The following is a 22,063-nucleotide window of genomic DNA, read 5'->3' on the forward strand; positions in this document are numbered from 1 at the left end:
ATAAAATATATAAATAAAATCAAAGAGAGCATCTGAACACTATTCGTTCGACAGAAAAAAAATAAAAATGGTAAAAACTTTTAGTAATATACTATAATAAAAATTTTTAAATAATTGAAAAATAATAATAAAATATAGAGGTGCAATTACCTCCTTGAATTTTTAATTAAAAAATTCATTTGGTGATGATTTAATAAATGTTTTTGCTGGAATGTGAAGTCTAACTTCACAAAAAAACATTGATAACTATTTTTACAAAGTTTTAACAAATTCTTTAATATACTTATCACAGAATTCCCACGTATGCTCGCCTTCATCGCCAACAAAAGTCGCATCAACATCCTGAGAATTCAAAAACCTGTAAAAATCAGCATTATTTTCAAAAAGAAAGTCATCGATTCCACAGGCCATATATATTTCAGGAATATCAGCGCACTTTTCAATCAGGTGTTTTGGATCCTTATCGGAACCCTTAACTTCATCCAGATTACCGAAAATTGACTCATAAAACTTTCTGGAATACAATACATTAGAGTTATCACCATAACTGACAATGTCATCAGTTATCAGTGCAGCAGAAATCATTCCTATTTTAGAGAAGTTTTGACAATATTTCAATCCGTTTCTTATGGCACCATATCCACCCATTGAAAATCCTGCAATGAATGTGTCTTCCCTTTTATCAGATAGTGGGAAAATGTTTCTTGTAATATCCAAGAGTTCCTGACCGATATACTCCCCAAAAAGCCTGTGTGAATCATAATCATCCAGATAAAAGCTGTTTTCTCCGCAAGGTATTACAATAGCTATTCCATGGTCTTCTGCAAATTTCTGGATTGATGTGTTTGCAAGGAAAATGTCATCACTGCCATAAAGGCCATGGAGCAGATATAATGTTCTGTAAGGCTTTTCAACGATTTCTTCTGTGTCATTTAAAAAATGCAGGTTGTCTGCAGGAAGTATCACGCTTATTGATGTTCTTCTCTGCAGGCTTTTGCACTTGATGTCTCCTCTAAACAGTACCATTTGAATCACTTATTAATTATTATCAAATTTTTTATTTAAATCAGTTTTCTAGACTGCCCTATATTGCGTCCATTTATCCGAAAAGTATCTGTAAATGTACAGTCCTGCCCTTACGTACCAGTCTATAAACATTGCTATCCATGTTCCAAATACTCCAACTCCCATCCAGTCTGCTATGATGTATGATAATCCTATTCTGCATGTAAACATTACGGCAAGGCTTATGTACATCACGGATTTTGAATCTCCCGCTCCCCTAAACATTGCAGGTAGCGTGAATGATATCGGCCAGATTATTATTGCGAATATTCCGTGCCATATGACCATTTCTGTTGTCATTGCGGCAGTCTGTGGAGACAGCTGATATATCTCCAGAATTAACGGCAATAATGCAAAAATTGCAATGTTTATCAGCAGATGTGACAGGAATACAATTAGAATTATCTTCTTGTTGTAGTATCTTACCTGTTCATAGTCGTTTGCTCCGACACATCTTGATATTACTGCAGTAAATCCCAGATTGATTGCAAAACCCGGCAGCACTGAAAATATTCCGATTGCATATCCTACTGAGTTTGCAGCTATTGCCATTGTCCCGAATGTTGAAACAAGACTTAACACCAGAATACGGCCCAACTGGAAAAGTCCGTTTTCTATTCCGTATGGAATTCCAACATTGAGAACGTTTTTAAGTATCAGCCAGTCAAATTTATGCTTTAAGGTTCTTTTGATGTGCAGGAGGTAACTTTCATCCAGGACAAAGTATAAAATCACTATTGCTGAGAGAAAACGTGAAATAACAGTCGGAATGGCTACTCCTTCAACTCCCCATCCCAGATAATAAATACAGAATGCATTTCCCAAAACATTCAGGATATCGCAGACAAGCATTATTTTCATTGGAAGTGATGCGTTGTTTGTCGTTCTAAATATTGCCGCTCCTGCGTTATATATTGCAATGAAAGGGATTGATACTGCCACAATTAATAAATAAATATTTGCATTTGACCATACGTCCGCTTCTATTTGACCGAATAACACTCCAATGAGCAGAGATCTTGCCAACAGAACTATCAGCATGAAAACGGTTGATGAGATTGCTGAAAACCAGATTAACTGATTGGAAGCGTTACGTGCTTCATCAATCTTGTTGTCACCCAGATATTGACCGGCGATTACTGCACCCCCAGTTGCCAGTGCAGAAAATGAAAAAATAAGCAGTTGCATTAAAAAATCGACTAGGGAAACTCCGCTTATGGCCGCTTCTCCTAGTGATGCAACCATTATGGAGTCCGCCAGTCCTACAAAAAATTCCAAAGCCTGTTCTATAAGCAATGGAATAAAGAGATAGAACAAGGCCTTGTTTGAAAACAGATAACCTTCAGGAGTCTTAAACAGATTCATGTCTTATCTTATAAAGTTAGTAGCTACTTTCGGTTCAACCTCATGTTCCAAACCTTTTTCCTTACCCGCTTCGATACATTTCAGGAAGTATGCCATGTTTCTTGCAAGCTGTCTCATGGTACATAATCCCTCTTCATCCTGAAGTACCTCTTCCGGAGTGTTTCCGTGAACCATATTCCAGTAGTATGAAGTGATAATAGGCATTTGGCTAATACCCATGAACTTGTTTAACTGATCATATGTTGCTGTGTTCCCGCCCCTTCTTGCAGACACAACACTGGCTGCAGGTTTGAATCTGAACGCTTCACCACCAGTTGACTGTGAATTTGAGTAGAATGCCCTCCCAAGAAATGTTGTGATTCCTCCGGTTGCTGCAGCATAGTGGACTGGTGAACCAAATATGAATCCGTCAGCATCATATGCTTTTTTGACAAACTCGTTTACTCTGTCATTGTCAAATGCGCATTCACCGATTTCCCTGCATTTGTAGCATGCAATGCAGCTCATCTGAGGTTTTGTTCCAATCCAGAATATTTCGGTTTCAATATCGTTTTCATTCAATATTTTTGCCACTTCGGATAATGCTGTGTATGTGCATCCGTTTTTGTGGGGGCTTCCGTTTAACAATAAGACTTTCATATAATTACTCTCCCTAAAATTCATTGATTAATCTTGACATTAATTTATATCCTTCCTGTTTTTCGATTGAGCCTGTCTTTACACCCTCTTCATCGAATGATGTGCAGTTATCACCATTTTTATCTGATGAATAGACCACTAAAGGCACGTCGTCACGTGTGTGTGTTCCGATTGAAATTGGTGTCGGATGGTCCGGCAGGATTGCTGCCTTAAATTCAGTGCCTTCAAGGCTGTCAATAATCGGTCCGACAATAAACTCGTCAATTCTCTCAATTGCCTTTACCTTTTCGTCTATCAACTGAGCGTGTCCCGCTTCATCAGGCGCTTCGATATGGATAAATAGTACATCATGGGTTTTTAAGGCTTCGATTCCATATTCTCCTTTTGCCTTATAGTCTGTGTCGAAAAATCCTGTAGCTCCAGGCACTTCAATGACATCGAGATTGGCGAATATTCCTATTCCCTTAAGCAAGTCGACACCTGTGATTACAGCACCGGTAAGTCCGTAGGTTTCCTTAAAGTCAGGTAATGCCGGAGTCAGACCCTGTCCCCATAGCCATACCATATTTGCAGGACATTTTCCTTCAGCAATCCTTTTCTGATTGATTTCATGGTCTTTTAGAACATCTTGAGCTTCATACATGATGTCTCTCATTTTGATAGCCAATTCATCATCCCATGTTGTGTATTCAGTTAGGTTTTCACCTGCAATGTCATGTGGCGGCACCATGTCGAGATTTGCGAGAAGCTCAGCATCCTCATCATTGTCACATGAGTATACGAATAAATGCCTGTAGCTTATACCAGAATAGAACTTGCCCTTGAAGTTTTCATATTTTTCATTAAAATAATCATTTAATGCATCCATCAATACGGCAGCCTCTTCGGAGGTGATGTGGTCTGCATTGAAGTTGTGCATCATGTCATCTTTTTCAGTTATTGTGTTGCATCTGAAAATCACATCGGTAGGTGATGTTTCTATTCCAACACTTCCGGCTTCAAGAGGTCCACGTCCGGTATAGAAATCCGCAGGATTGTATCCGAAAATGCTCATGTTTGCAACATCAGATCCTGGAGTGTATCCGTCAGGAACATTGTTTGTAAATCCGCCAAATCCGTTTTTGGCTAATTTATCAATGTTTGGTGTTTTTGCTGCTTGAAGTGGAGTTTTACCATCTAATTCATCTATCGGAAGGTCGCTAGAACCATCAGGAATAAAAATTACATATTTCATATTATCTAAGTCCAAAAAAAGAATAAAAAAATTAGTATTTGGTTTTTAAAATACTAATTACGTCAGTCAACATCGCAGATGCAGTCTCAAGAGAACCTGCACCAAGTCCCATTACAGTAATGTCTCCAGCCAAGTCTGTCTTGATTGTAGCCATGTTTAAAGTTCCGCTTACATCATAGGAACTTCCTTTTTTAACTAAACGTGGAGATACCTTTAATGTATCAGGAGTTACTTCAGCTATTAATTTAATTAAATAACCGTCTTTGCGTGCAAGGTCGATTGCTTCTGAAGTGATATTGGAAATACCTTCAACAATCACATCATCATAGGTTGCATCGATTCCTAAAAGGGAATTTGCCAAAATTACTGTTTTACATGCAGCATCAATACCTTCAACATCCTGGGTCGGGTCTGTTTCGGCGATTCCGAGCTCCTGGGATTCCTTCAATGTAATGTCATAAGGGGAACCTTCAGAGGTCATTCTTGATAAGATATAATTTGTAGTACCGTTCAATATTCCGACAATTGATTTGATTCCGCAGGATGCGAGTGTTTCACGTGTGAAATTGATAATTGGCATTGCTCCGCCGACACTTGCCTCATATTTAAATTCAACACCTTTGTCTTTAGCTGTTTCAGTTACTTCCTTGAATTTAAGTGCCAAATGTCCCTTATTGGAGGTTACAACATCTTTTCCCTGATCGAATGCTTTTAATGTCAATGACAATGCAGGTTCAGCAGTTGAAATATTGGTAGGAGTTGCTTCCATTAACAGGTCATATTCAACAGCATCCAATACATCAAGACCTGATACGTCAGTACCATCGTTCGGATAAGTGGTTAGGTTACCTTCACTGTTTTTACTGTGAATAAGCAACATTTCATCCAAACCGTCCTGATTGATAGCAGAAGAAGATGAATCAGCGGCGGCTACAACTTTCAATTGCACGCCATATTTGTCTTTTATCATAGCTTTCTTTAATGCGATGGATTGGGCAATTCCCTGACCCACAGATCCGAATCCCATTATAATAATCCTACATTCCTTCATAATAATCCCTAAACCTCATTAATCATAAGTAATTCTTTTTCTTCAGAGATTTTTTCAATCTCATCAAATGCATACTGTTTTTTTCCATAAGCCACTTCAAGGTTAATCAGTGCGGTTGATTTCTTCTCACCGTCAAGCTTGATATCGAATCCGACCACATAAACGCCGTCCAATGCGTTAATCCTATCGGTAGTGTCTCTTACATCCCTGTCGACGATATGGCCGATTAAAATAGTGCTGACCAATTCCTTATTGATGACACCATCCTTTTCAATGATGGAAATGTTCAAATCATCAAATCTTTGAATTACACGGTTAAGACTGTCTTGTTCACCTTCCAAAGTAAGCTGGACAGGAATTTTACCGTTTTCATTTTTAGCGTCTCTTTTATGGATTACAGTAACCAGATTAGCGCCAAGACCACTGATCGGTTCCAGTACGGAAACTAGCTGACCCGGAACATCCAAAAGTTCAAGAACCAAATTCATTCTCATATTACTCACCTTTAATCATATCTAAATCCAATCAGCCTTTTTAACCTTAAGATTGCCGTCTTTGTCAATATGTGCATTTCTTAAGATTTTTTCAGGGTTTTTCTCATGAGGCACGTCTTCACGAGTTAAGTTTAAGTTATCAGTAATATACCAGGTTTCTTCTGAATCCGGAATATTTTCCAAAGTCTTTGAAAATTCTTCTATAATCTTTTCTGCATCTTTTTCAATTGACATAAAATTATGACTCCTACATTTGTAAATAATATCTATATTTTTGTTATTTGATATTTATAAAGTTAAAGATTTCATCCAGTCCCTTCAGCTGAGGCATCAGAACCCTGTTGAGCATCTCCGGTACTTGCACTTCCACCATAATAATCATAGTAATAGTAATCATAATCCTCATAGCCCTCATCATATGCCACTTCCTCCTCAATGGCTTCATCGACATATAAATCAATGACATTCAGATTACGGGACAGACTGGAAGCATTAAACTCTCCATTCCCCTCAAAGGTAATGTTGACTTTGTACTCTCCTTCAGAGACATTGGTTAAATTAAGTGAAGCCACACCGTCACTGCCCGTTTTGACTGTTTGGCGGGTAACCAATGTGCCGTTTTTATCATATATGGTTATATCGACATTCTCCCCAGCTATAGGAGTATTGTTCAAATCAGTTAACTTGACTATTACAGAATCGTTTGTGTAAACAGTATTGCTATTTAAAATCTTTATTGTTGAATCTTGTTTTGAAACAGAATGATTAGATGATAGTGCACTAGCAGCAACAATAACAAGTAAAAGAACTACTACCAGCAAAATAATTATTCTACCATATTTCAAGAAATCACCCCCAATTATTATATATTAATTATAAATTAAAAAGTATATAAAATATAATGATTTGATTTAAAAAAAGAAAAAAAATAGGGTTTTTGAAGCCTAAATATGAAAAAAATGACTTTTAACCAATTTTAATTCATAAAACTAATATCCTGACGGAAAACCGAAGATAAGATATCACGCTTTTTTCCTTTAGATATCTTTTCATCACAATATATTTTTTCAGTCAGAGGAATTATTTTACCCAAAGAAAAAAATTCATGCTTTTCATCAGATTTCAAATATAAGTCCACATCATAACCCATCAATGTGGCTTTTTTGACAATATCCTTTTTAAATTCCAGGAATTCTTCATCAGTTATCAAATTATCTGATTTTAATCTGTCCAGAAATACATTATGATCTATTTGGTAATATTGTTCACACCGGATGATATCATCAATTGACCATTTTTCAATATTGTTAATGCTCATGAAATCATATAATGCATATTCAGGCATCAGCAGTCCTGAAGCAAATTCATTGGCAAGATTTTCATCTCTGGACTTATTATTAAACTCACACATTCCAAAATTTTTTCCATCATACAACAGATGATATATCTCATGAGCTATCGTGAAATTCTGTCTGCCTTTTGAATTATTAGAATTGATTAAGATTAAAGAGTTATTCTCATTTTTATAACAGCATCCACCGAAATTTTCCTTTAAAGGCATCCATATCAATGTCAAATTATCAATTTTATCAATAGCTGTTTGAAGCAAGTTTATTGGAGTGTAACAGTCAAAGCCCCATTTTTTTCTCAATTCAACAACTTTAATTTGTGTCAATCTGTCCATCATAAACACCACTGTCCAACTCATTTAAAAGATTTAAATGCATCATCACTTCATTAACTTTTGCAATAGCATTTAAATCCATATTAGAATTGTTTTCTACAACAATTATATTTTCAACATCATAATCATCACTTATTCCCAACAAGTATTCATGAGAACAGGCATAGAGATTACATATCTTATTTGCCAATGTTAAGTTCAATGTTCTTTTTCCATTTTCTATTTTAGAAAAATTACTTTGATCAATCTCCAAATAATCTGCTAATTGTTTTTGTGTAAAATTATGCAGTTTCCTTAATTTTTTCAACCTAATGCATGTGATATTTTTATCCATCAGCTTCACCTAAAAGTATTATGACCTTAAAAGTTATTAAAGTTTATTATATGTTAAGGTCATATCAAAAAATTAAAAAATTAAATCCAATGAAAACTTATTTAAAATTTAAATCAATTAAATAAATAAAGTTAAATTAATCAATATCCTGAAGTAATTACTTTAAAATAAAAAAAATAGAATAATATTTAAAAATAATAAAAAATAAAAATTATGTAAAATATTTCTGAATCTTTTTCACATAATCTCTTGTGAAGAGCAACTGTATCAGGCTTCCAACGAAGTTTGCAGCAACAATACCATAATAGACTCCCATCTCACCCATGGAAATGAATATCCAGATGAAAATCAAAGTCAAAACAATCTGCTTGAAGAAGGTAAAGCCCAAACTCAGATCCCCTCTTCCGAAACTCTGAAGGATACATCCTGAAATTATACTCCAGCATGCAAATATTACATAAGGACACAATATTATTGTAACTTTGGTGATTTCGTCGTTAAGGCCTGCTCCGCCGAAAAGCATTGCCAGGTATGGTGAAAATACTGCCAATATCACTCCCATTGCAATGCACCCGATAAAACCGATTTTGTGAATATAGTTGAATGTATTCATGATTTCATCGGATTTTCTGGCTCCGAACAGCGCTCCGAAAACACTGATTGCACCTGTTCCGAAACCTACAGGAAGCATGACACCAATACTTATAAGCCTCCATACTGTAGTATAGACCGCAACGGAATCCGTTGTTGCAACCATAACCAGAATGATGTTGATAACCATTGAAAAGAGAGACATCAGAATCTGCTCCATACTTGCAGGAACTCCCACTGAAATTATGTCCCTGTAAATTGCCATATCCGTTGAATATGACCTGACGTCAATTGTATTGTCGTTTTTGATATAAGACCAGTAAAGATACATCAAAAGTCCGATGAAGTTTGCAAGAACCGTTGCAATTGCCGCTCCGCTGACGCCCATGCCAAGATTATAGATGAATATCGGATCCAGAATGATGTTCAATGCTGCCGCAACACCAATAGGTAATGTTGCCTTCACACCCTTGTTTTCAGATCTAAAAATTCCGCAATAGATGTTTTGAATGATGATTGTAAATCCACCAGCTATAATCCAAAGCCCATAATCACGGGCCAGGCCCAGAACGTTTGCACCACCAATAGCTATAAGCAGGGGATCCAAAAACAGAAGGATAAGGCCCGGAATCAGAATACTTACAATAATACTTAAGACAACACCATGAGTCGCACTGTTTCCCGCATTTTTCATATCACCCCGACCGATAAAACGTGCAACAGATGAATTGACACCTGCGGAAAGTCCAATACCCAAACCGATAATGATAATGAATAACGGAGTCACAATACCTATGGCCGCCAAAGCATCGGCACCGAGACCGGACACCCACATTGCATCCGCCAGGTTGTTAATCATAGTCAGAAACAGTGAAAGAATCATAGGTATGCTCAAACCAATTATACTCTTTTTAGGATTAGTAATTAATTGTTCTACTTTCATTAAAATATCTCCAAAATATTAAAAAAATAGTATGTAAATTGCTAAAAAGTTGAAAATTCTTTTTGAGTCATTTAATACTGAAACAACTTATTATTATAAAGAATGAACTTGTATAAAATAAGAACATGATAAATTAAATGAAAAGAAGTATATAAAGGTTTTTAAAATTAAAAAATAGAAAAATACCATATTATATCAATAGTACCTTGACTGAGACATCTTTTTTAATTTGACCGCATTTGTTTTACAATCAGTCTCGATGATGCCGGTTATCCTTTTAAGGATATCATCGCCTTCCGGCTTATCATGGTCCAGCAATTTTACAAATTCATCTGGATTTATAACCTTATCGGGAATTATACAATCATTATCCAAACCTTCAGCGATATACTTATTGGCCAATTCATCAACACTCATTTTTCTTAACTTACTTTTGATGGTTAATCTTTCCATTAATTTATCTTCAATTATTATGGTATTCATACTTACACACCCCTAGTTAATTAGAGAAATATCTGAAGTCTAAAAAACTAAATTCGTTTATATTTCCTTTAAAGCAATGATTAATTGTAAATTATAATATTATTTCTTAATAGTATGGTTAAGTTATCAATATAATTCAATAAGTGAATAAGGATAAAATTGACAAATCCTCATTCAACAAATATCCAACGGTTTACCATTGGCAACCTAACATCATAAGATGTTTAATTATTGTTTGAATTTTTTAACATATAAACTTTCCATATTCAAAAAATAATTTAAATTAATTTATATAAGAAATAACTCTTTTTCAGCCAGATATTTACCTGTTAAGCTCTTTTCACAATCAATAATCTCCCTAAGATTACCGCAGGCCAAAATCTCCCCACCATTATTCTCATCATCGATTCCGATATCTATTATATAATCCGCATTGGCTATCAAATCCAGGTCATGCTCGATTACAATTACTGTGGCTCCCTTTTCAATAAGATAACCAAAGACGTTAATAAGCCGCCTTACATCCAATGGGTGAAGTCCTATGGTGGGTTCATCAAAAATGAACACTGAATTTTTCTGGGACTTTCCTATTTCAGAAGCCAGCTTCAATCTTTGGGCTTCCCCACCGGAGAGACTTGGAGTTGCCTCACCTAATGTAAGATACCCCAATCCTAAATAGGATAGTTTTTGAAGCTTTTTTGTAACCTTTGGAAATTCAAACAGTTCATTCAATGCCTCATCAACTGTCAGGCCCATAATGTCTGCAATGGAAAGTCCATTGTATGTCACTTCCTGAGCTTTTATACCATATCTGGAGCCTTCACAGTCAGGGCACGTCATTTCGACATCGGGCAGGAACTGAACGTCCATTGAAACAATTCCTGTTCCTTTGCAGGTTTCACATCTCAGTGACCCAGTATTATATGAGAAGTCTGACATCTTATATTCATCGCTTAATTTGGCAAATTCACGTCTCAGGTCATCAAGAACCTTTGAATAGGTTGCTACAGTACTTCTTACATTGTTTCCGATTGGAACGCTGTCGATAAGTTCAATTTTTTTAATCTCTTCACAGTTAACATCCAAAACTCCATCAGATAATTCATCACCGTCAATGACTGATTTGACTGCAGGATAAAGGGCTTCCAGAAGAAGAGTTGTCTTTCCGCTTCCGGAGACTCCGCTTACAACGGTCAATTTACCTTTTGGAATCTTTACATCCATTGGCTTGACATTGTGAATTGTTCCTGTTTTTATTCCAATAAAACCGTTTTCGAAGATGTCTTCTGACTTATCTCTGATGATGATATTTTCCGAATTGGTGAGAAAAGGTGCAATCTGTGACGAATCATTCGTTTTGATTTCATCAAGAGGGCCTTCGGCTATGATGTTTCCTCCGTCAAAGCCGGCTTTCGGACCCATTTCAATCATGTAATCTGCAATGTTGAGTATTTTTGTGTCATGGTCAACGAGAATGATTGAATTTCCGTCATCAACAAGCCTTCTGATTACGCTGATCAGTCCTTCGACATTGTCGGGATGCAGGCCTATTGAGGGCTCATCGAGAACATAGAGCACTCCTGTGGTATGGTTTCTTAATGTCTTTGCCAGCTGGACCCGCTGAAGCTCTCCTGTTGATAGGGTGTTTGAGGGCCTGTCAAGTGAAATGTAGCTTAATCCCAAATCAAGAAGTATGTTTGCATTGTCCATGAACTCCTCTGATATTACTTCTGCCATTTCCTTTAATTCTTCAGGTAAATCTGAAATAACTTCAGGAATCCATAATACAAGTTCCTTTAGTGTCATTTCACATGCTTTTGATATGTTGATTCCACCCAGTAAAGTCTGGTTAGCCTTTGAGTTGAGCCTTGTGCCCCCACATTCGCTGCAGATTTTGGTTGTGAGAAACTTGTTTATCTTTGTTAAGCCTTTTTCTGTTTTTGCCTTTTTTAAAGCCTCTTCAATAGCTTTATGGGCGTTTCTGTATTCTGCATTGAGTTCAAAGAGCTTTCCGTTTTTTGACGGTATATTCACATATCTCTTAACTGCCGGACCATTGTAGACAATATCCTTTTCCTCATCAGTCAAATCCCTGAAGGCAACATCTACCCTTACGCCAAGCTCTCCTGCAACCCGATACATCCAGGATATTCCAAACTGGTTCCATGCATCAACCGCACCATCTTCAAGAGTTTTTGTCTCATCCGAAACCAGCTTTGTATCATCAACGTCACGAATAAATCCCGTTCCGCCGCATTCAGGGCATGCCCCATCTGAGTTGAATGCATATTCCTCGGCGCCTAATCCGTAGAATTCCTCACCGCACTCATGGCATCTGATTGGAATTTCACGGGCAACGTTTAGCGTCGGCTCCTGCATGTGTCCGTTGGAACAGAAATAGCTGCCGCATCTTGAATACAATAATCTTAATGAATTTAGAAGTTCCGTGGATGTTCCGAATGTTGATTGGATATTTGGGATGTTAGGCCTTTGGTGAAGAGCCAGGGCCGCCGGAACATACTGTATCAGGTCGACACTTGCCTTTCGGGTCTGTGAAATCCTACGTCGGGTATATGTTGAAAGGGCATCAAGGTATCTGCGTGAGCCTTCAGAATAGAGCACCCCAAGTGCTAAAGATGATTTTCCGCTTCCTGAAACGCCTGAAATAGCTACAATTTTTCCAAGAGGAATGTCCACATCAATATTTTTCAGGTTATGGACTCTTGCTCCCCTTATGATTATCATATCCTGGTACATAGGTTAATATATGGTAATTCAGTCTAAATATATTTTCATGAAAATTCTCATTTTTCTATAATTTCAACATTTTCCAAAGATTTGATTTTATCAATTCTCTTGTTTAAAAGCAGCAATATTATCTTTAATGCTTTTGTGATTCCATTTTGCGATCTTTTAAATAATGCTTCACTATTGTTTTCAGATAAATCTGCATAAACATCAGTGACTGTAAGAATTTCATAGCTGTCTGTTATAACGGATATTGCTCCACGGCCAACTCCTGCAGTAGTTCCGATAGCCATATCACAATCGCTTAAATTCTTTACTGCTTGTGCCATGATTTTGCTTACTTTTTTATCTCCGGCTTCATCATAAACTTTAATTCCTTTAATCAGTTTATCCGGTTTTGGAGGATTTTCAACATTCAATATCTTTACAACAGCTTCTATTGTGGGGATAAATAAACTGCATGTTACGCTAAGTTCATTATAATCAAAATCCCCATAATCCTGAAGGTTTTCCACATATTCACATCCGAAGTTACCTTCATAATTCTGGGCTATTGCATGAAGTTCCCTTCCGATTTTTCCATGTGTGAAGCATTCAGCGGTTGCTATTTTTATCATTTTGATCTACCAGTAATTTTAAAGCATTCATTGTGATGATTTTTGCAACTTCATCTAATGTATATGGAGTTACAGGTTCATTGTCCCTGATTAATTTGTTTGTTGTTAAAACCAAATGATTTTCAGTTATTCCTTCTTTTCTTAACTCTTCAACAGCAGGATTTGAATCATCATATTCAGAGATATCCTTGATTTCTATATTCTCATCACCGAAACCGAATATTCCTGCAGTTCCTATTGTTTTTGCTCCTCTTTCATGGGCATGTTTTATTATCTTTGAAGCGACAGGTATTGTATTTCCTCCGGCAATAACTATAATCACCACGTCACCTTCAATCAAATCGATATTTTCATCATCAATGTATTCCGGATAGCTTATGATATTTCTGAATTCTTCTTTGTGAGTGCATAGCTGTTTTATAAAATCAGGTTTGTATTGGCCTATTTCAGCTCCGTGAAGCGTGAATATCACATCGCCACCATCTATTTTTTGACCGTCAAATGCACCTATTATTTTAGGTCCTCCTCTGTGAACCTGCATCAGGTTTATTGCTATTCTTAAACCTAATCTTCCGCATCCTACCAAATCAATTCTTCCTTTAGGAACCTGCATATCTTCCATTTTTTGAATTTCATCCGTCATATTATCACTTCAGTTCTTCTATCGGTTTTTTATCAATTACTTCTATGTCAATGTAAAGTTCATCCAGTATATCTCCAAGAGCATAGAGGCCGGGAACTTCGCTTTCATGATGGTTCAAATCAATTAAGGTCACATTTACATTTTTGGCAAGGATTGCGCATTCCTGAGTCAAATCACCGGAAATCAGAATATTTAAATTCTTGTCCTTGGCCAATTCAATATAGTATGGATTTTTAAGGCCGAAACCTGAAATTATTCCAATATTTTCTACGAACTCATCATCACTCAAGTTATTCACAATTCGGACATTGCTGAATTTATCAAGAATTGTCTTTTTCAATTCAGCAAATGTTTGATCTGCTTTGCACACCCGTCCTATTTTTGTTGAATCATCAAAATAACTTATAACTTCAAGATTGAGAGTTTCTGCAAGGGCATCATTAGCTCCTCCATCAATGATATCCCAGTTTGAATGAATTACATATGTTGGTGTTTTCGGGACAAATAACGGGGAGTGATGAGTTATTATCAGAGTATCATCACAGTCAGCATCGTCCTGAGGGAATAAGTCCATGTAAATTTTAATGGATTTGATATCCTGATTTAAGTCATACTCACCTTTAAATCCGATTTTATCATAGCTTAAAGCTAAAGATTGTGGTATTTTTTCATTTATAAATTCAATTATTTTTTTAAGTTTCATAAAATCATTTCTGAGGTTATTTTGTTAATTTCTTCTCTAATCAGTTCATCCAAATCAAATGGGCTGATTGTTGATACCTTGAATGCATTTACATCAGTCAGTTCAATGAACTTTTCGATATCTTTCTGTTTGAAGATGACTTCTTCTAAAAATCCCATTTCACAGGCACAGTAAAGCACACCTTCCCTTTCAAGAAATTTATTCAACAGGTTCGTTAATATGCCTATCGTTAATGTCATTGTTCCGGATGTTTTGGTGTTGATTCCTTTAGTTTTTAAAATAGCTTTATTTTGTGAATTAACAGCATTTAATCTTTCGTGAATGTTGTTTTTATCTTTTAGAAGTTTGTCATTGTCTTCAGCCACAGGATCTTCTATTATAAATGATTTAACATTTATTTCTGATGACTGTTCAACAGAGATTCCTCCAAAGCCTGTCGTATCAATGACAACTTCTCCGGAATATATCAAATCAATGTCTGATGAAAATTCAATTTCATTTTTGAGATTCCCTCCCAAATCAGTATGCAATAACTCTTCAAGATGAGGATAAATGTCAATTAATAGAATATTTTCATATTTTTCACTTAATCTTTTGACAATCCCCACACCGGTGAAATAAGTTCCGATAACAACTATTTTGGTATTAACGTCAATGTTGAGGCTTTCAATATAATTAAAAACAGCTTCTGATTTTTTAGAAATGATTTCATTGAAAATGTCAATTAGTTTTATTTCGGATTTTATTGTGAACACTTCAGAGGTTATTCCAGTATCAATATTCATAATTTTAACCTTCTATTTTTTTAAAGCCGATTTTTTCAAGAGCTTCACATGCCTCTTTATAAACTGCCTCTTCGATTGTCTTTTTATGAATCAGATGTGAAGGTGACATTCCCGCAGTCAGTATCCTTCCCTTATTGTCAATGAAAATCAGTAAAGATCCGGAACCCGGAATTCCAAGGCGTCCTCTAGCTATTATCAAATCAGCATCACTTTGGTCCAGCGCAATATAAGCTTTTGCAAGAGCAGGTATTCTGCTGGTATCTGCAGTATTGGTGTTAATCTGAAGTATTTTTGCTTCAGGCAATCCGTATTCTGTTAAGACTTCGTTTAAAACTTCAACTTTAATTCCATTCTTATTTGGAATACATATTTTTTCAGCATTTATTATATAATCCTGAATTTCAGCAATTTCTTCAGGAGTGTCTCCGAATCTGGTGTTGTTTTCAGATTGCTCAAATGCATTTCTTATCATCTTTTCAAATGCCATATTATCATATCTTAAAAAAAGAGATTAAATAGTTTGAGGTATCAAATCCAATTTTTCGATGACATTGACAACCTCATTATAGTTTCCGTATTCCGGAGATCCGACTCCTTTTACTTCATGAGGATAATTGTCGGCTATTACTGTTGCAAGATTGTTTGCACCTGCCTTAAGTGAGAATTCCACATTTTCCGGTCCGACTGTTGGAGTTGGCATTGTAATTGTAATTTCCGGATACATTATTCTTGTAACGGCAACAATTTTCAGCTGTTCTTTCAGCGGGAACGGAGGGTGATTTTCCATCGGTGTGCCTTCATACGGATTAAAACCCATTATTGGAATTTCATTTAATGTCTTGAAATTGGATAAGTATCTTAAGTGTTTTATTCTATCCTCTTTGCTTTCGCCGAGGCCTAAAAGCAACCCTGAAGACAGTGCAATGCCCGCATCGCTTACTCTTTTACATGTAAGTATTCTTTGATCCAATGAATCACCGGGTTTTCTTTGATAAAATATCTCCTCTTTTATTGTCTCCAGATTGCAGCAGATGGTATCGGCACCGAGTTCAGCCAATTCACGAACTGACTTTTCTGTCAGGTCTCCTCCAACATTCACAAGGATTTCCAAGTCAGATTGTCCTTTGACGATTCTGCAGGCATTTACTGCCTGTTTTCCTTTGTATCCATATCCTCCGGAACAGCTTACGCGTGGTATATGGGCTTCCTCGATGGATTTTACAGCAGCCAATATTTCCTCATCAGATTTGTAGAATGCATTATAGTATCCTTTTTCTGAAGTTTCTTCTGCAAATCCACAATATTCACATCTAGGTTGAATCTGGCATTTGTTTGTAAGGTGAACAGTTGAAGTTAACTTAATTACTTTTGATTGATTATCTCTTATCTCACAAGCTGTCTTGAACAATTTTTCCAAATCTTCATCATTTTCAATGTTTAACAATTCTAAAAATTCATCATCACTTAATTCTTGTCCTTGTTTTGCTTTATCTAAAATATTATCAATCAATTTAACACCTTACTCCAATTTATTAATGATTAACTTATTTTTTAATGGTTATTTTGAGTAACAATTAAAAAATAAGTTAAAAAATTGTTGATAAAAATCAACAATTATAACTTATTGTGTTTATTCATCTTTTCCTAAGTAATCTAATACAGTAGGTACAATTTCTGCTAAGGAACCAAAGTTCATGGAATCAGCAGTACCTAATAATGCAGCTGGGTTTAAAGCATCGTCCATTTTGTCGATACCTTCATTTTGCATTAATGCAGTTACTTGGGTTAAAGCTTCGTTAGCCATCATTTGTGCAAATCCAGCAGGTGCACCTAATATTTGGGTAACAGTGTCTCTGTAAGCTAAAATACCTGCATAGGTAATAGCAGTTACTGCGGAACACATGTCACATACAGGACCAACCATGTTTGCAGGCAATGTGAATGCAGATCCTCTTGCTTTTTGACCTAAGTCCATTAAAGTGTCGATGGAAGCTTGGTCTGCGAAACCTTCAGCGATGTAAACTTGTCCTTTCATTTCAGGTACTGCACCTGGGTGGTAGGAAGCTACATTGACATCAGTTCCTAAGTCTTCGAAGATTTTGTTTAATCCTGTGGTAGGAATGGTACATGCGTGAGTTACGATTGCACCAGGTTTAATAGCATCAGCGAATTTTTCGATGATAGCAGGTTGCATACCTCCTTCAGGTAACCAGGTCATAACCCAGTCAGCGTCAGCTACAGCTTCACGGTCATCGTTGATACATTTCATGCCTAAGTCTTCAGGGTGAGTAAAGTGAATTGCACCTTTTTCTGGTTTTGGTACAGTTTCAGCTAATTCTGCAACTTTTTCTCTGATTGCAGGCATTACTTCTTCAGGATTTCCTGCTTTGTGAGCTGCAATTACTTCTGCATAATCGAAATCATCTACAACAGTGAAGTCTCCGTCAAATACTGGGTCAGATACAACAACTTCATCTACACCAGCTAATTCTAATAATTCTGCACCCATTTCAATAGTTGAGTGAGTCATAGAAATGTTTTCTTTTCCGGTTGCTTCTGCAACTTCTACAGCTCTTGAGAAGTTGGTAATTCCACTTGCAGCGTGTGTTCTGTAACATCCTGCACCTAAAATTGCTACTTTCATTTTTTTGTCTCCTTTACCATCATCTTTTGAAAATCTTTCTTTTAATTTAGAAAGAACCATCTTTTTGTCTCCATAATTGGATAACTTTTTTTAAATAAATTTATTTAAAAAAGTTTTACTACATGGTAAAAATATTATAATTGCTTTTTAATTAATTATGGTAGTTCATACCATGTAGTAATATTTATAATTTAAAAAGTGATACTATTTAAACCTTTACATTATGCTTAATTTAGTATTATTTTTAATATTACATTTCCTTTTTTAGTAATACTAGTATTACTTTTTATTTATTATTGAACAATAAAGTAATACTTTTTATTTTTAATAAAACAATCTAACAATTTAATTTAGGTATACCTAAAACGAAAGATATTTATTAAAGATTTCACTGAAAAATATATAGTTAATTAATTTTTGGAGAACTTTTCATGTATGATTTAATAAAGGATGCAGTTCATGACGATGATGCTGCAATTGAAATATCAAAAATGGATAAAGACGTGACATCTGTTGTTGATGCAATTTCCGAGCTCTCGCTAGAAGAGACTATGAAATTGGGAATGCAGTTTAAAAGATTCCCCTTAGGATGTGATTTGACTGAAGTGGTTGCAGGAACATGCGCCTCCGATTTGGAACTTATGGATCTTTTAGGAAACTGCAGACTGGCAGATACAATAGGAGCTCCGATTCACATCTGCGCATATGCCTTTTCAGACATTGCAGAGAAATTTGGAATGAGAGGAGTTGAAGTAATGAAAAAGGTACATGAAATCGTTGACGTGCCTTTAGATTTGGATCACTTCGGTGAAAACGGTGCAATGAGACTTCCGAAAAACATCAGCGGATGTGGTGGAGAATGCTATAACAAAGGTCCTGCATTTACAGAATGCCCTCGGGGAAGAATTCATGAAAGACTTATAGATAAGGAGCTTTCAGAAAAGGACGATAAAGAGGAATGGATCAAGTTATCTTCTTCCGTTGCAGTCAATGTCACATCAGAACAGACTGGAGACGGCCATGCAGCACCTTTAAGAGAAGCCGAAGATATTGCAAATTTAGCCAAAAAATATGGTAGAGGTCTGGAATCAATAATGTTTGTTGGTGACGGATATGATGAAGTAATCACCGGTTTTGAAAAATCCATTGAAATTGGAGCTGATGTTATTGTAGTTGAAGGAGGTCCATTCAACAGATGTGAAAATACCACAGAATCTTTCGCAAAAACAATAGCTGCCGCAAGAATATTGTCACCAGGAAAAGTTGTCGCAACAAACGGAGCATATGAACACGAAGTGAGGGCTGGTTTAAGGTCAGGACTGAATATGGTAATCACAGGTTTTCCGAAAAATCACCACGGATACATGTGCGGATATGAGCCTGGAACCGCAAGAAGAGGTAAATTTGGCCTTCCAAGAATTATGCAAATCATAAATGAAGAATTCCCAAACCGTGGACTTCCAGCGCAAAAACACGATTTATTGGCAATAGCAACAGCAGTTAAGATTGCTGGACCTGAATACATCTATCCCGGAAAAATCGGTGCCTACCACATAGGAGATGCACACTGGGCAACCCTTGTTCATTCAAGAATGTATCAAAACATTGAACTGAAACATACATTAAATGAAATTGTCTCTCTTGCAGAGGGAAGCACAATATCATTGCATGGGGGACGATTTATCTCATGGGTAATAGCTAATGAACTGGACAAATATGTTGACGAGATTATCATTTCAGATGTCGATGAATGGGTGTTGAAAAACAGTGTTGACAATTTGCAAAATGTATTGAATTCAACAATTATCGCTGAAAAAGATGATAAAGCTGCAGCAGATAATGCAGACTTCTCAATAGCTTCATCAACCATGATTCCGATAAAAGAAAACATTCTGAAAAAAGTTCCGAATGCTTTGACAATAGTTTAGATTAGTTATAGTAATATTTTTTTAGAAAAAAGTAATCTTTTAATAGTATTATTTTTAAAAAAAGTATTACTAATAATTTTTTATTTTTCCAAAGATTATATACAAAAAATTAATTAAAACAAATATTTTTAAGAATAACTTACCCATCATCCATATTTATAAATTTTAATAGAAATTATTTCTTATTTTTACATTTTAACAATTTTATCCATTATGACTAATTAATACTAGACCATAAAAAATGACTATAACAACATATTATCTAAAATTAATACATTATAATTATTCATTATTTATTATAAGAATTTTAATATAATTATATAATAAATAAAGCCAAAAACATCGAGTAATACTTTAATAACATTTATATGGTTATTACTACTTAGTACTTTATAGATTATCATAATTTATGATAATTCATAATATGTCAGGCTCAATTATCAAAATTAGCCGCCTCGTAAATAGCTACCGGACATAGCTATTTACTACTCTATCTTCTTATATTTTTATATTCATAGTAAGTTTTAATCAAAACAATTTGTATAGGTGGTTTGAAATAACTACTATTTGATTTTTTAGTAGTTATTTAATCCTCCTCAAGGATTATGCAGAATCTATAAAAATTCCTTCAAATCAATCTCAGGAATAATCTTTTTTCTTAAAATCTTGTCGATTCCCGTGCCGTACTGGGCTGCCTTTTTAGGCCTGTAGGCGATTTCCTTGTCCAGCCCCTCATTGAATGCGAATTTTCTTAATATGTTTTTTCTTAAAACATCACCGGAACCTGAAATCTTGTTTTTGACGGGAAGATTTATTGCATATTCAACTAAGCTTTTATCCAGAAAAGGTAGCCTTATTTCAACTGAATTGAGCATTGTGCATGCATCGTCACGTTCAAGGTTTACATGATACATGTTGGAGATGTCCTGGCGGATTTCGAATTCAAGATCACCTTCTTCATAGCTTTTCAGGTATCTGTTGTATCCGCCGAAAAGCTCATCAGCACCCTGTCCGGAAATTGCCACGTTCAACTTGTCCTCATGAATCATTCTTGATGCGAAGTATGCCGTTAAGCCGACACCAATCTTCATCAGGTTATCGTCACCTATCGCATGGACGACTTCACCCAGATGTTTTCTTATAAGTTCTGGAGTTATGATTTGTGTCTTTAATGGAAGGTCAAGGTATTCGGCGGCGTATCTTGCGGCCTCAAGGTCCTTTGAGTTTTCACTGCCCACTGCATATAATGTTATGTCAAGCCTTTTGTTGCATGATATCTCCTCAAGAAGCATTGCCAAAATCGAACTGTCAACACCCCCTGAAAATATTACACCGAGCTTGTCTAATCCTTCAACTCTTTTGGAAACACTTAACTTTAATAGCTTGTCCAGCTTAGATGCATCGACTTCCATGATTTTTTCATAAATGTATTGTGTCGGAGCTACATCATCCCAGTTAAAAAGAATATTTTCGGGCAATAATGTCTGAATCTCATCAAAGCCAAGCTCATTAAGACTGTCACGGGAAGATGCAAATGCGCACAAATCATCGCCAACAGCATAAAACAGGGGTTTGACGCCCAACGGGTCACGTGCAATAGCCAAATTCTCACCGTCCCATACTGAAAATGCATAGTCTCCGTCAATGAGATGAACGGCAGACTGGACGGCCTTAAGAAGATCACCATTATTGTAAAAGTCAATCAGATTAATTAATGCCTCAGCGTCTGATGTGATTTCACCTTCAACGCCAACCTTATTTAAAAAATTTCTGATAGTGCCGAAATTATATAAAGCCCCATCAAAAGTCAGAACAAGATTATCCTTAGATATCGGCTGGGGTGAAGATTTTCTGTCATGAATGTCATAAACACAAAGCAGATTATGGCCAAAAGCAATATCATATTCTTTTTCATCGTCAAAGCTATCCAAATCGATGCCATGGACAATTTCATCCAAATATATGCCGGATGAATCAGGCCCGCGCATTTTTGATGCTTTTAACATTTTAATCAAATCATTTCCACTGAACTTTCCCTGAAGACCAACTATTGAACTCATAGTAATAACTATTGAAAGTGATATGATAAAAAAATTGCCACAGTAATTACAA

22 protein-coding genes are annotated in these 22,063 nt (G+C 35.9%); 1 reads left to right on the forward strand and 21 read right to left on the reverse strand.

Annotation, left to right across the window (positions count from 1 at the left end; all coding sequences use genetic code 11):
• Positions 1-252: 252 nt before the first annotated feature.
• The 20 genes from IJQ68_RS00195 to hmd form a co-directional block, all read right to left on the reverse strand.
• Entirely contained in the window at positions 253-1,026 is a 774-nt protein-coding gene (locus IJQ68_RS00195; RefSeq protein ID WP_292795392.1) for an alpha/beta hydrolase family protein, read from the reverse strand.
• Positions 1,027-1,074: 48 nt separating this feature from the next.
• Positions 1,075-2,430 carry an MATE family efflux transporter gene (locus tag IJQ68_RS00200; RefSeq protein ID WP_292795394.1) on the reverse strand — a complete coding sequence of 452 codons (1,356 nt, stop codon included), beginning with the start codon at positions 2,428-2,430 and terminating at the stop codon, positions 1,075-1,077.
• Positions 2,431-2,433: 3 nt separating this feature from the next.
• The gene (locus IJQ68_RS00205) at positions 2,434-3,069 is read right to left on the reverse strand and encodes a flavodoxin family protein (RefSeq protein ID WP_292795397.1); all 636 of its coding nucleotides are present in this window, start codon (positions 3,067-3,069) and stop codon (positions 2,434-2,436) included.
• 13 nt (positions 3,070-3,082) lie between these two features.
• Complete coding sequence (locus tag IJQ68_RS00210; RefSeq protein WP_292795400.1) at positions 3,083-4,303, reverse strand: cofactor-independent phosphoglycerate mutase; 1,221 nt, start codon at positions 4,301-4,303, stop codon at positions 3,083-3,085.
• A gap of 31 nt (positions 4,304-4,334) precedes the next feature.
• Positions 4,335-5,354, reverse strand: coding sequence for a homoserine dehydrogenase (locus tag IJQ68_RS00215; protein ID WP_292795402.1), 1,020 nt, complete (start codon positions 5,352-5,354; stop codon positions 4,335-4,337).
• 8 nt (positions 5,355-5,362) lie between these two features.
• Positions 5,363-5,848, reverse strand: a complete 486-nt coding sequence (locus tag IJQ68_RS00220) for an amino acid-binding protein (protein ID WP_292795403.1) — start codon at positions 5,846-5,848, stop codon at positions 5,363-5,365.
• 21 nt (positions 5,849-5,869) lie between these two features.
• Positions 5,870-6,082 carry an Asp-tRNA(Asn) amidotransferase subunit GatC gene (gene gatC, locus IJQ68_RS00225; RefSeq protein WP_292795405.1) on the reverse strand — a complete coding sequence of 71 codons (213 nt, stop codon included), beginning with the start codon at positions 6,080-6,082 and terminating at the stop codon, positions 5,870-5,872.
• 71 nt (positions 6,083-6,153) lie between these two features.
• Entirely contained in the window at positions 6,154-6,693 is a 540-nt protein-coding gene (locus IJQ68_RS00230) for an Ig-like domain-containing protein (RefSeq protein ID WP_292795407.1), read from the reverse strand.
• 131 nt (positions 6,694-6,824) lie between these two features.
• Complete coding sequence (locus IJQ68_RS00235; RefSeq protein WP_292795410.1) at positions 6,825-7,532, reverse strand: ImmA/IrrE family metallo-endopeptidase; 708 nt, start codon at positions 7,530-7,532, stop codon at positions 6,825-6,827.
• Positions 7,510-7,866, reverse strand: coding sequence for a helix-turn-helix domain-containing protein (locus tag IJQ68_RS00240; protein ID WP_292795413.1), 357 nt, complete (start codon positions 7,864-7,866; stop codon positions 7,510-7,512). The genes IJQ68_RS00235 and IJQ68_RS00240 overlap by 23 nt, the downstream gene beginning before the upstream one ends.
• A 211-nt stretch (positions 7,867-8,077) precedes the next feature.
• Positions 8,078-9,400, reverse strand: coding sequence for an MATE family efflux transporter (locus tag IJQ68_RS00245; RefSeq protein ID WP_292795416.1), 1,323 nt, complete (start codon positions 9,398-9,400; stop codon positions 8,078-8,080).
• A gap of 195 nt (positions 9,401-9,595) precedes the next feature.
• Positions 9,596-9,883: a hypothetical protein gene (locus IJQ68_RS00250; protein WP_292795418.1), complete on the reverse strand. Its 288-nt coding sequence runs from the start codon at positions 9,881-9,883 to the stop codon at positions 9,596-9,598.
• A gap of 288 nt (positions 9,884-10,171) precedes the next feature.
• Complete coding sequence (locus IJQ68_RS00255) at positions 10,172-12,640, reverse strand: ATP-binding cassette domain-containing protein (RefSeq protein ID WP_292795421.1); 2,469 nt, start codon at positions 12,638-12,640, stop codon at positions 10,172-10,174.
• A gap of 47 nt (positions 12,641-12,687) precedes the next feature.
• Positions 12,688-13,248 carry a UPF0254 family protein gene (locus tag IJQ68_RS00260; RefSeq protein WP_292795423.1) on the reverse strand — a complete coding sequence of 187 codons (561 nt, stop codon included), beginning with the start codon at positions 13,246-13,248 and terminating at the stop codon, positions 12,688-12,690.
• A complete protein-coding gene (locus IJQ68_RS00265) occupies positions 13,226-13,891 on the reverse strand; it encodes a hypothetical protein (protein ID WP_292795426.1) in 666 nt (221 codons plus the stop codon). Before IJQ68_RS00265 ends, IJQ68_RS00260 begins: the two co-directional genes overlap by 23 nt.
• 4 nt (positions 13,892-13,895) lie before the next feature.
• Positions 13,896-14,594 (reverse strand): Nif3-like dinuclear metal center hexameric protein, encoded by a 699-nt coding sequence (locus IJQ68_RS00270; RefSeq protein ID WP_292795428.1) that lies wholly within the window; start codon positions 14,592-14,594, stop codon positions 13,896-13,898.
• Positions 14,591-15,379: an SAM-dependent methyltransferase HcgC family protein gene (locus IJQ68_RS00275; protein ID WP_292795431.1), complete on the reverse strand. Its 789-nt coding sequence runs from the start codon at positions 15,377-15,379 to the stop codon at positions 14,591-14,593. Before IJQ68_RS00275 ends, IJQ68_RS00270 begins: the two co-directional genes overlap by 4 nt.
• 4 nt (positions 15,380-15,383) lie before the next feature.
• Positions 15,384-15,866, reverse strand: coding sequence for a DUF3236 domain-containing protein (locus IJQ68_RS00280; protein WP_292795433.1), 483 nt, complete (start codon positions 15,864-15,866; stop codon positions 15,384-15,386).
• A gap of 24 nt (positions 15,867-15,890) precedes the next feature.
• A complete protein-coding gene (gene hmdB / locus IJQ68_RS00285; RefSeq protein ID WP_292795435.1) occupies positions 15,891-16,889 on the reverse strand; it encodes a 5,10-methenyltetrahydromethanopterin hydrogenase cofactor biosynthesis protein HmdB in 999 nt (332 codons plus the stop codon).
• Positions 16,890-17,009: 120 nt separating this feature from the next.
• Positions 17,010-18,023, reverse strand: coding sequence for a 5,10-methenyltetrahydromethanopterin hydrogenase (hmd, locus tag IJQ68_RS00290; RefSeq protein ID WP_292795501.1), 1,014 nt, complete (start codon positions 18,021-18,023; stop codon positions 17,010-17,012).
• Positions 18,024-18,454: 431 nt separating this feature from the next.
• On the opposite strand from hmd, the gene hmdC reads away from it, so the two are divergent.
• Positions 18,455-19,951, forward strand: a complete 1,497-nt coding sequence (gene hmdC, locus IJQ68_RS00295; protein WP_292795437.1) for a 5,10-methenyltetrahydromethanopterin hydrogenase cofactor biosynthesis protein HmdC — start codon at positions 18,455-18,457, stop codon at positions 19,949-19,951.
• Between the two features lie 614 nt (positions 19,952-20,565).
• Here hmdC and IJQ68_RS00300 read toward each other — a convergent pair.
• Positions 20,566-22,011, reverse strand: a complete 1,446-nt coding sequence (locus IJQ68_RS00300; RefSeq protein ID WP_292795440.1) for an asparagine synthetase B — start codon at positions 22,009-22,011, stop codon at positions 20,566-20,568.
• Positions 22,012-22,063: the final 52 nt, after the last annotated feature.

It is taken from the genome of Methanobrevibacter sp., assembly GCF_017447225.1.
In the GTDB taxonomy this organism is placed as follows: Archaea; Methanobacteriota; Methanobacteria; order Methanobacteriales; family Methanobacteriaceae; genus Methanocatella.

Excerpts from the sequence above, each read along its gene's own strand:
- IJQ68_RS00275 (WP_292795431.1), bottom strand. The coding sequence starts at position 15,379 with ATGAATATTGATACTGGAATAACCTCTGAAGTGTTCACAATAAAATCC.
- IJQ68_RS00265 (WP_292795426.1), bottom strand. The coding sequence starts at position 13,891 with ATGACGGATGAAATTCAAAAAATGGAAGATATGCAGGTTCCTAAAGGA.
- IJQ68_RS00270 (WP_292795428.1), bottom strand. The coding sequence starts at position 14,594 with ATGAAACTTAAAAAAATAATTGAATTTATAAATGAAAAAATACCACAA.
- IJQ68_RS00215 (WP_292795402.1), bottom strand. The coding sequence starts at position 5,354 with ATGAAGGAATGTAGGATTATTATAATGGGATTCGGATCTGTGGGTCAG.
- IJQ68_RS00205 (WP_292795397.1), bottom strand. The coding sequence starts at position 3,069 with ATGAAAGTCTTATTGTTAAACGGAAGCCCCCACAAAAACGGATGCACA.
- IJQ68_RS00255 (WP_292795421.1), bottom strand. The coding sequence starts at position 12,640 with ATGTACCAGGATATGATAATCATAAGGGGAGCAAGAGTCCATAACCTG.
- IJQ68_RS00200 (WP_292795394.1), bottom strand. The coding sequence starts at position 2,430 with ATGAATCTGTTTAAGACTCCTGAAGGTTATCTGTTTTCAAACAAGGCC.
- IJQ68_RS00245 (WP_292795416.1), bottom strand. The coding sequence starts at position 9,400 with ATGAAAGTAGAACAATTAATTACTAATCCTAAAAAGAGTATAATTGGT.
- IJQ68_RS00220 (WP_292795403.1), bottom strand. The coding sequence starts at position 5,848 with ATGAGAATGAATTTGGTTCTTGAACTTTTGGATGTTCCGGGTCAGCTA.
- hmdC (WP_292795437.1), top strand. The coding sequence starts at position 18,455 with ATGTATGATTTAATAAAGGATGCAGTTCATGACGATGATGCTGCAATT.
- hmd (WP_292795501.1), bottom strand. The coding sequence starts at position 18,023 with ATGAAAGTAGCAATTTTAGGTGCAGGATGTTACAGAACACACGCTGCA.
- IJQ68_RS00235 (WP_292795410.1), bottom strand. The coding sequence starts at position 7,532 with ATGGACAGATTGACACAAATTAAAGTTGTTGAATTGAGAAAAAAATGG.
- gatC (WP_292795405.1), bottom strand. The coding sequence starts at position 6,082 with ATGTCAATTGAAAAAGATGCAGAAAAGATTATAGAAGAATTTTCAAAG.
- IJQ68_RS00260 (WP_292795423.1), bottom strand. The coding sequence starts at position 13,248 with ATGATAAAAATAGCAACCGCTGAATGCTTCACACATGGAAAAATCGGA.
- IJQ68_RS00210 (WP_292795400.1), bottom strand. The coding sequence starts at position 4,303 with ATGAAATATGTAATTTTTATTCCTGATGGTTCTAGCGACCTTCCGATA.
- IJQ68_RS00240 (WP_292795413.1), bottom strand. The coding sequence starts at position 7,866 with ATGGATAAAAATATCACATGCATTAGGTTGAAAAAATTAAGGAAACTG.
- IJQ68_RS00195 (WP_292795392.1), bottom strand. The coding sequence starts at position 1,026 with ATGGTACTGTTTAGAGGAGACATCAAGTGCAAAAGCCTGCAGAGAAGA.
- IJQ68_RS00300 (WP_292795440.1), bottom strand. The coding sequence starts at position 22,011 with ATGAGTTCAATAGTTGGTCTTCAGGGAAAGTTCAGTGGAAATGATTTG.
- IJQ68_RS00250 (WP_292795418.1), bottom strand. The coding sequence starts at position 9,883 with ATGAATACCATAATAATTGAAGATAAATTAATGGAAAGATTAACCATC.
- IJQ68_RS00280 (WP_292795433.1), bottom strand. The coding sequence starts at position 15,866 with ATGGCATTTGAAAAGATGATAAGAAATGCATTTGAGCAATCTGAAAAC.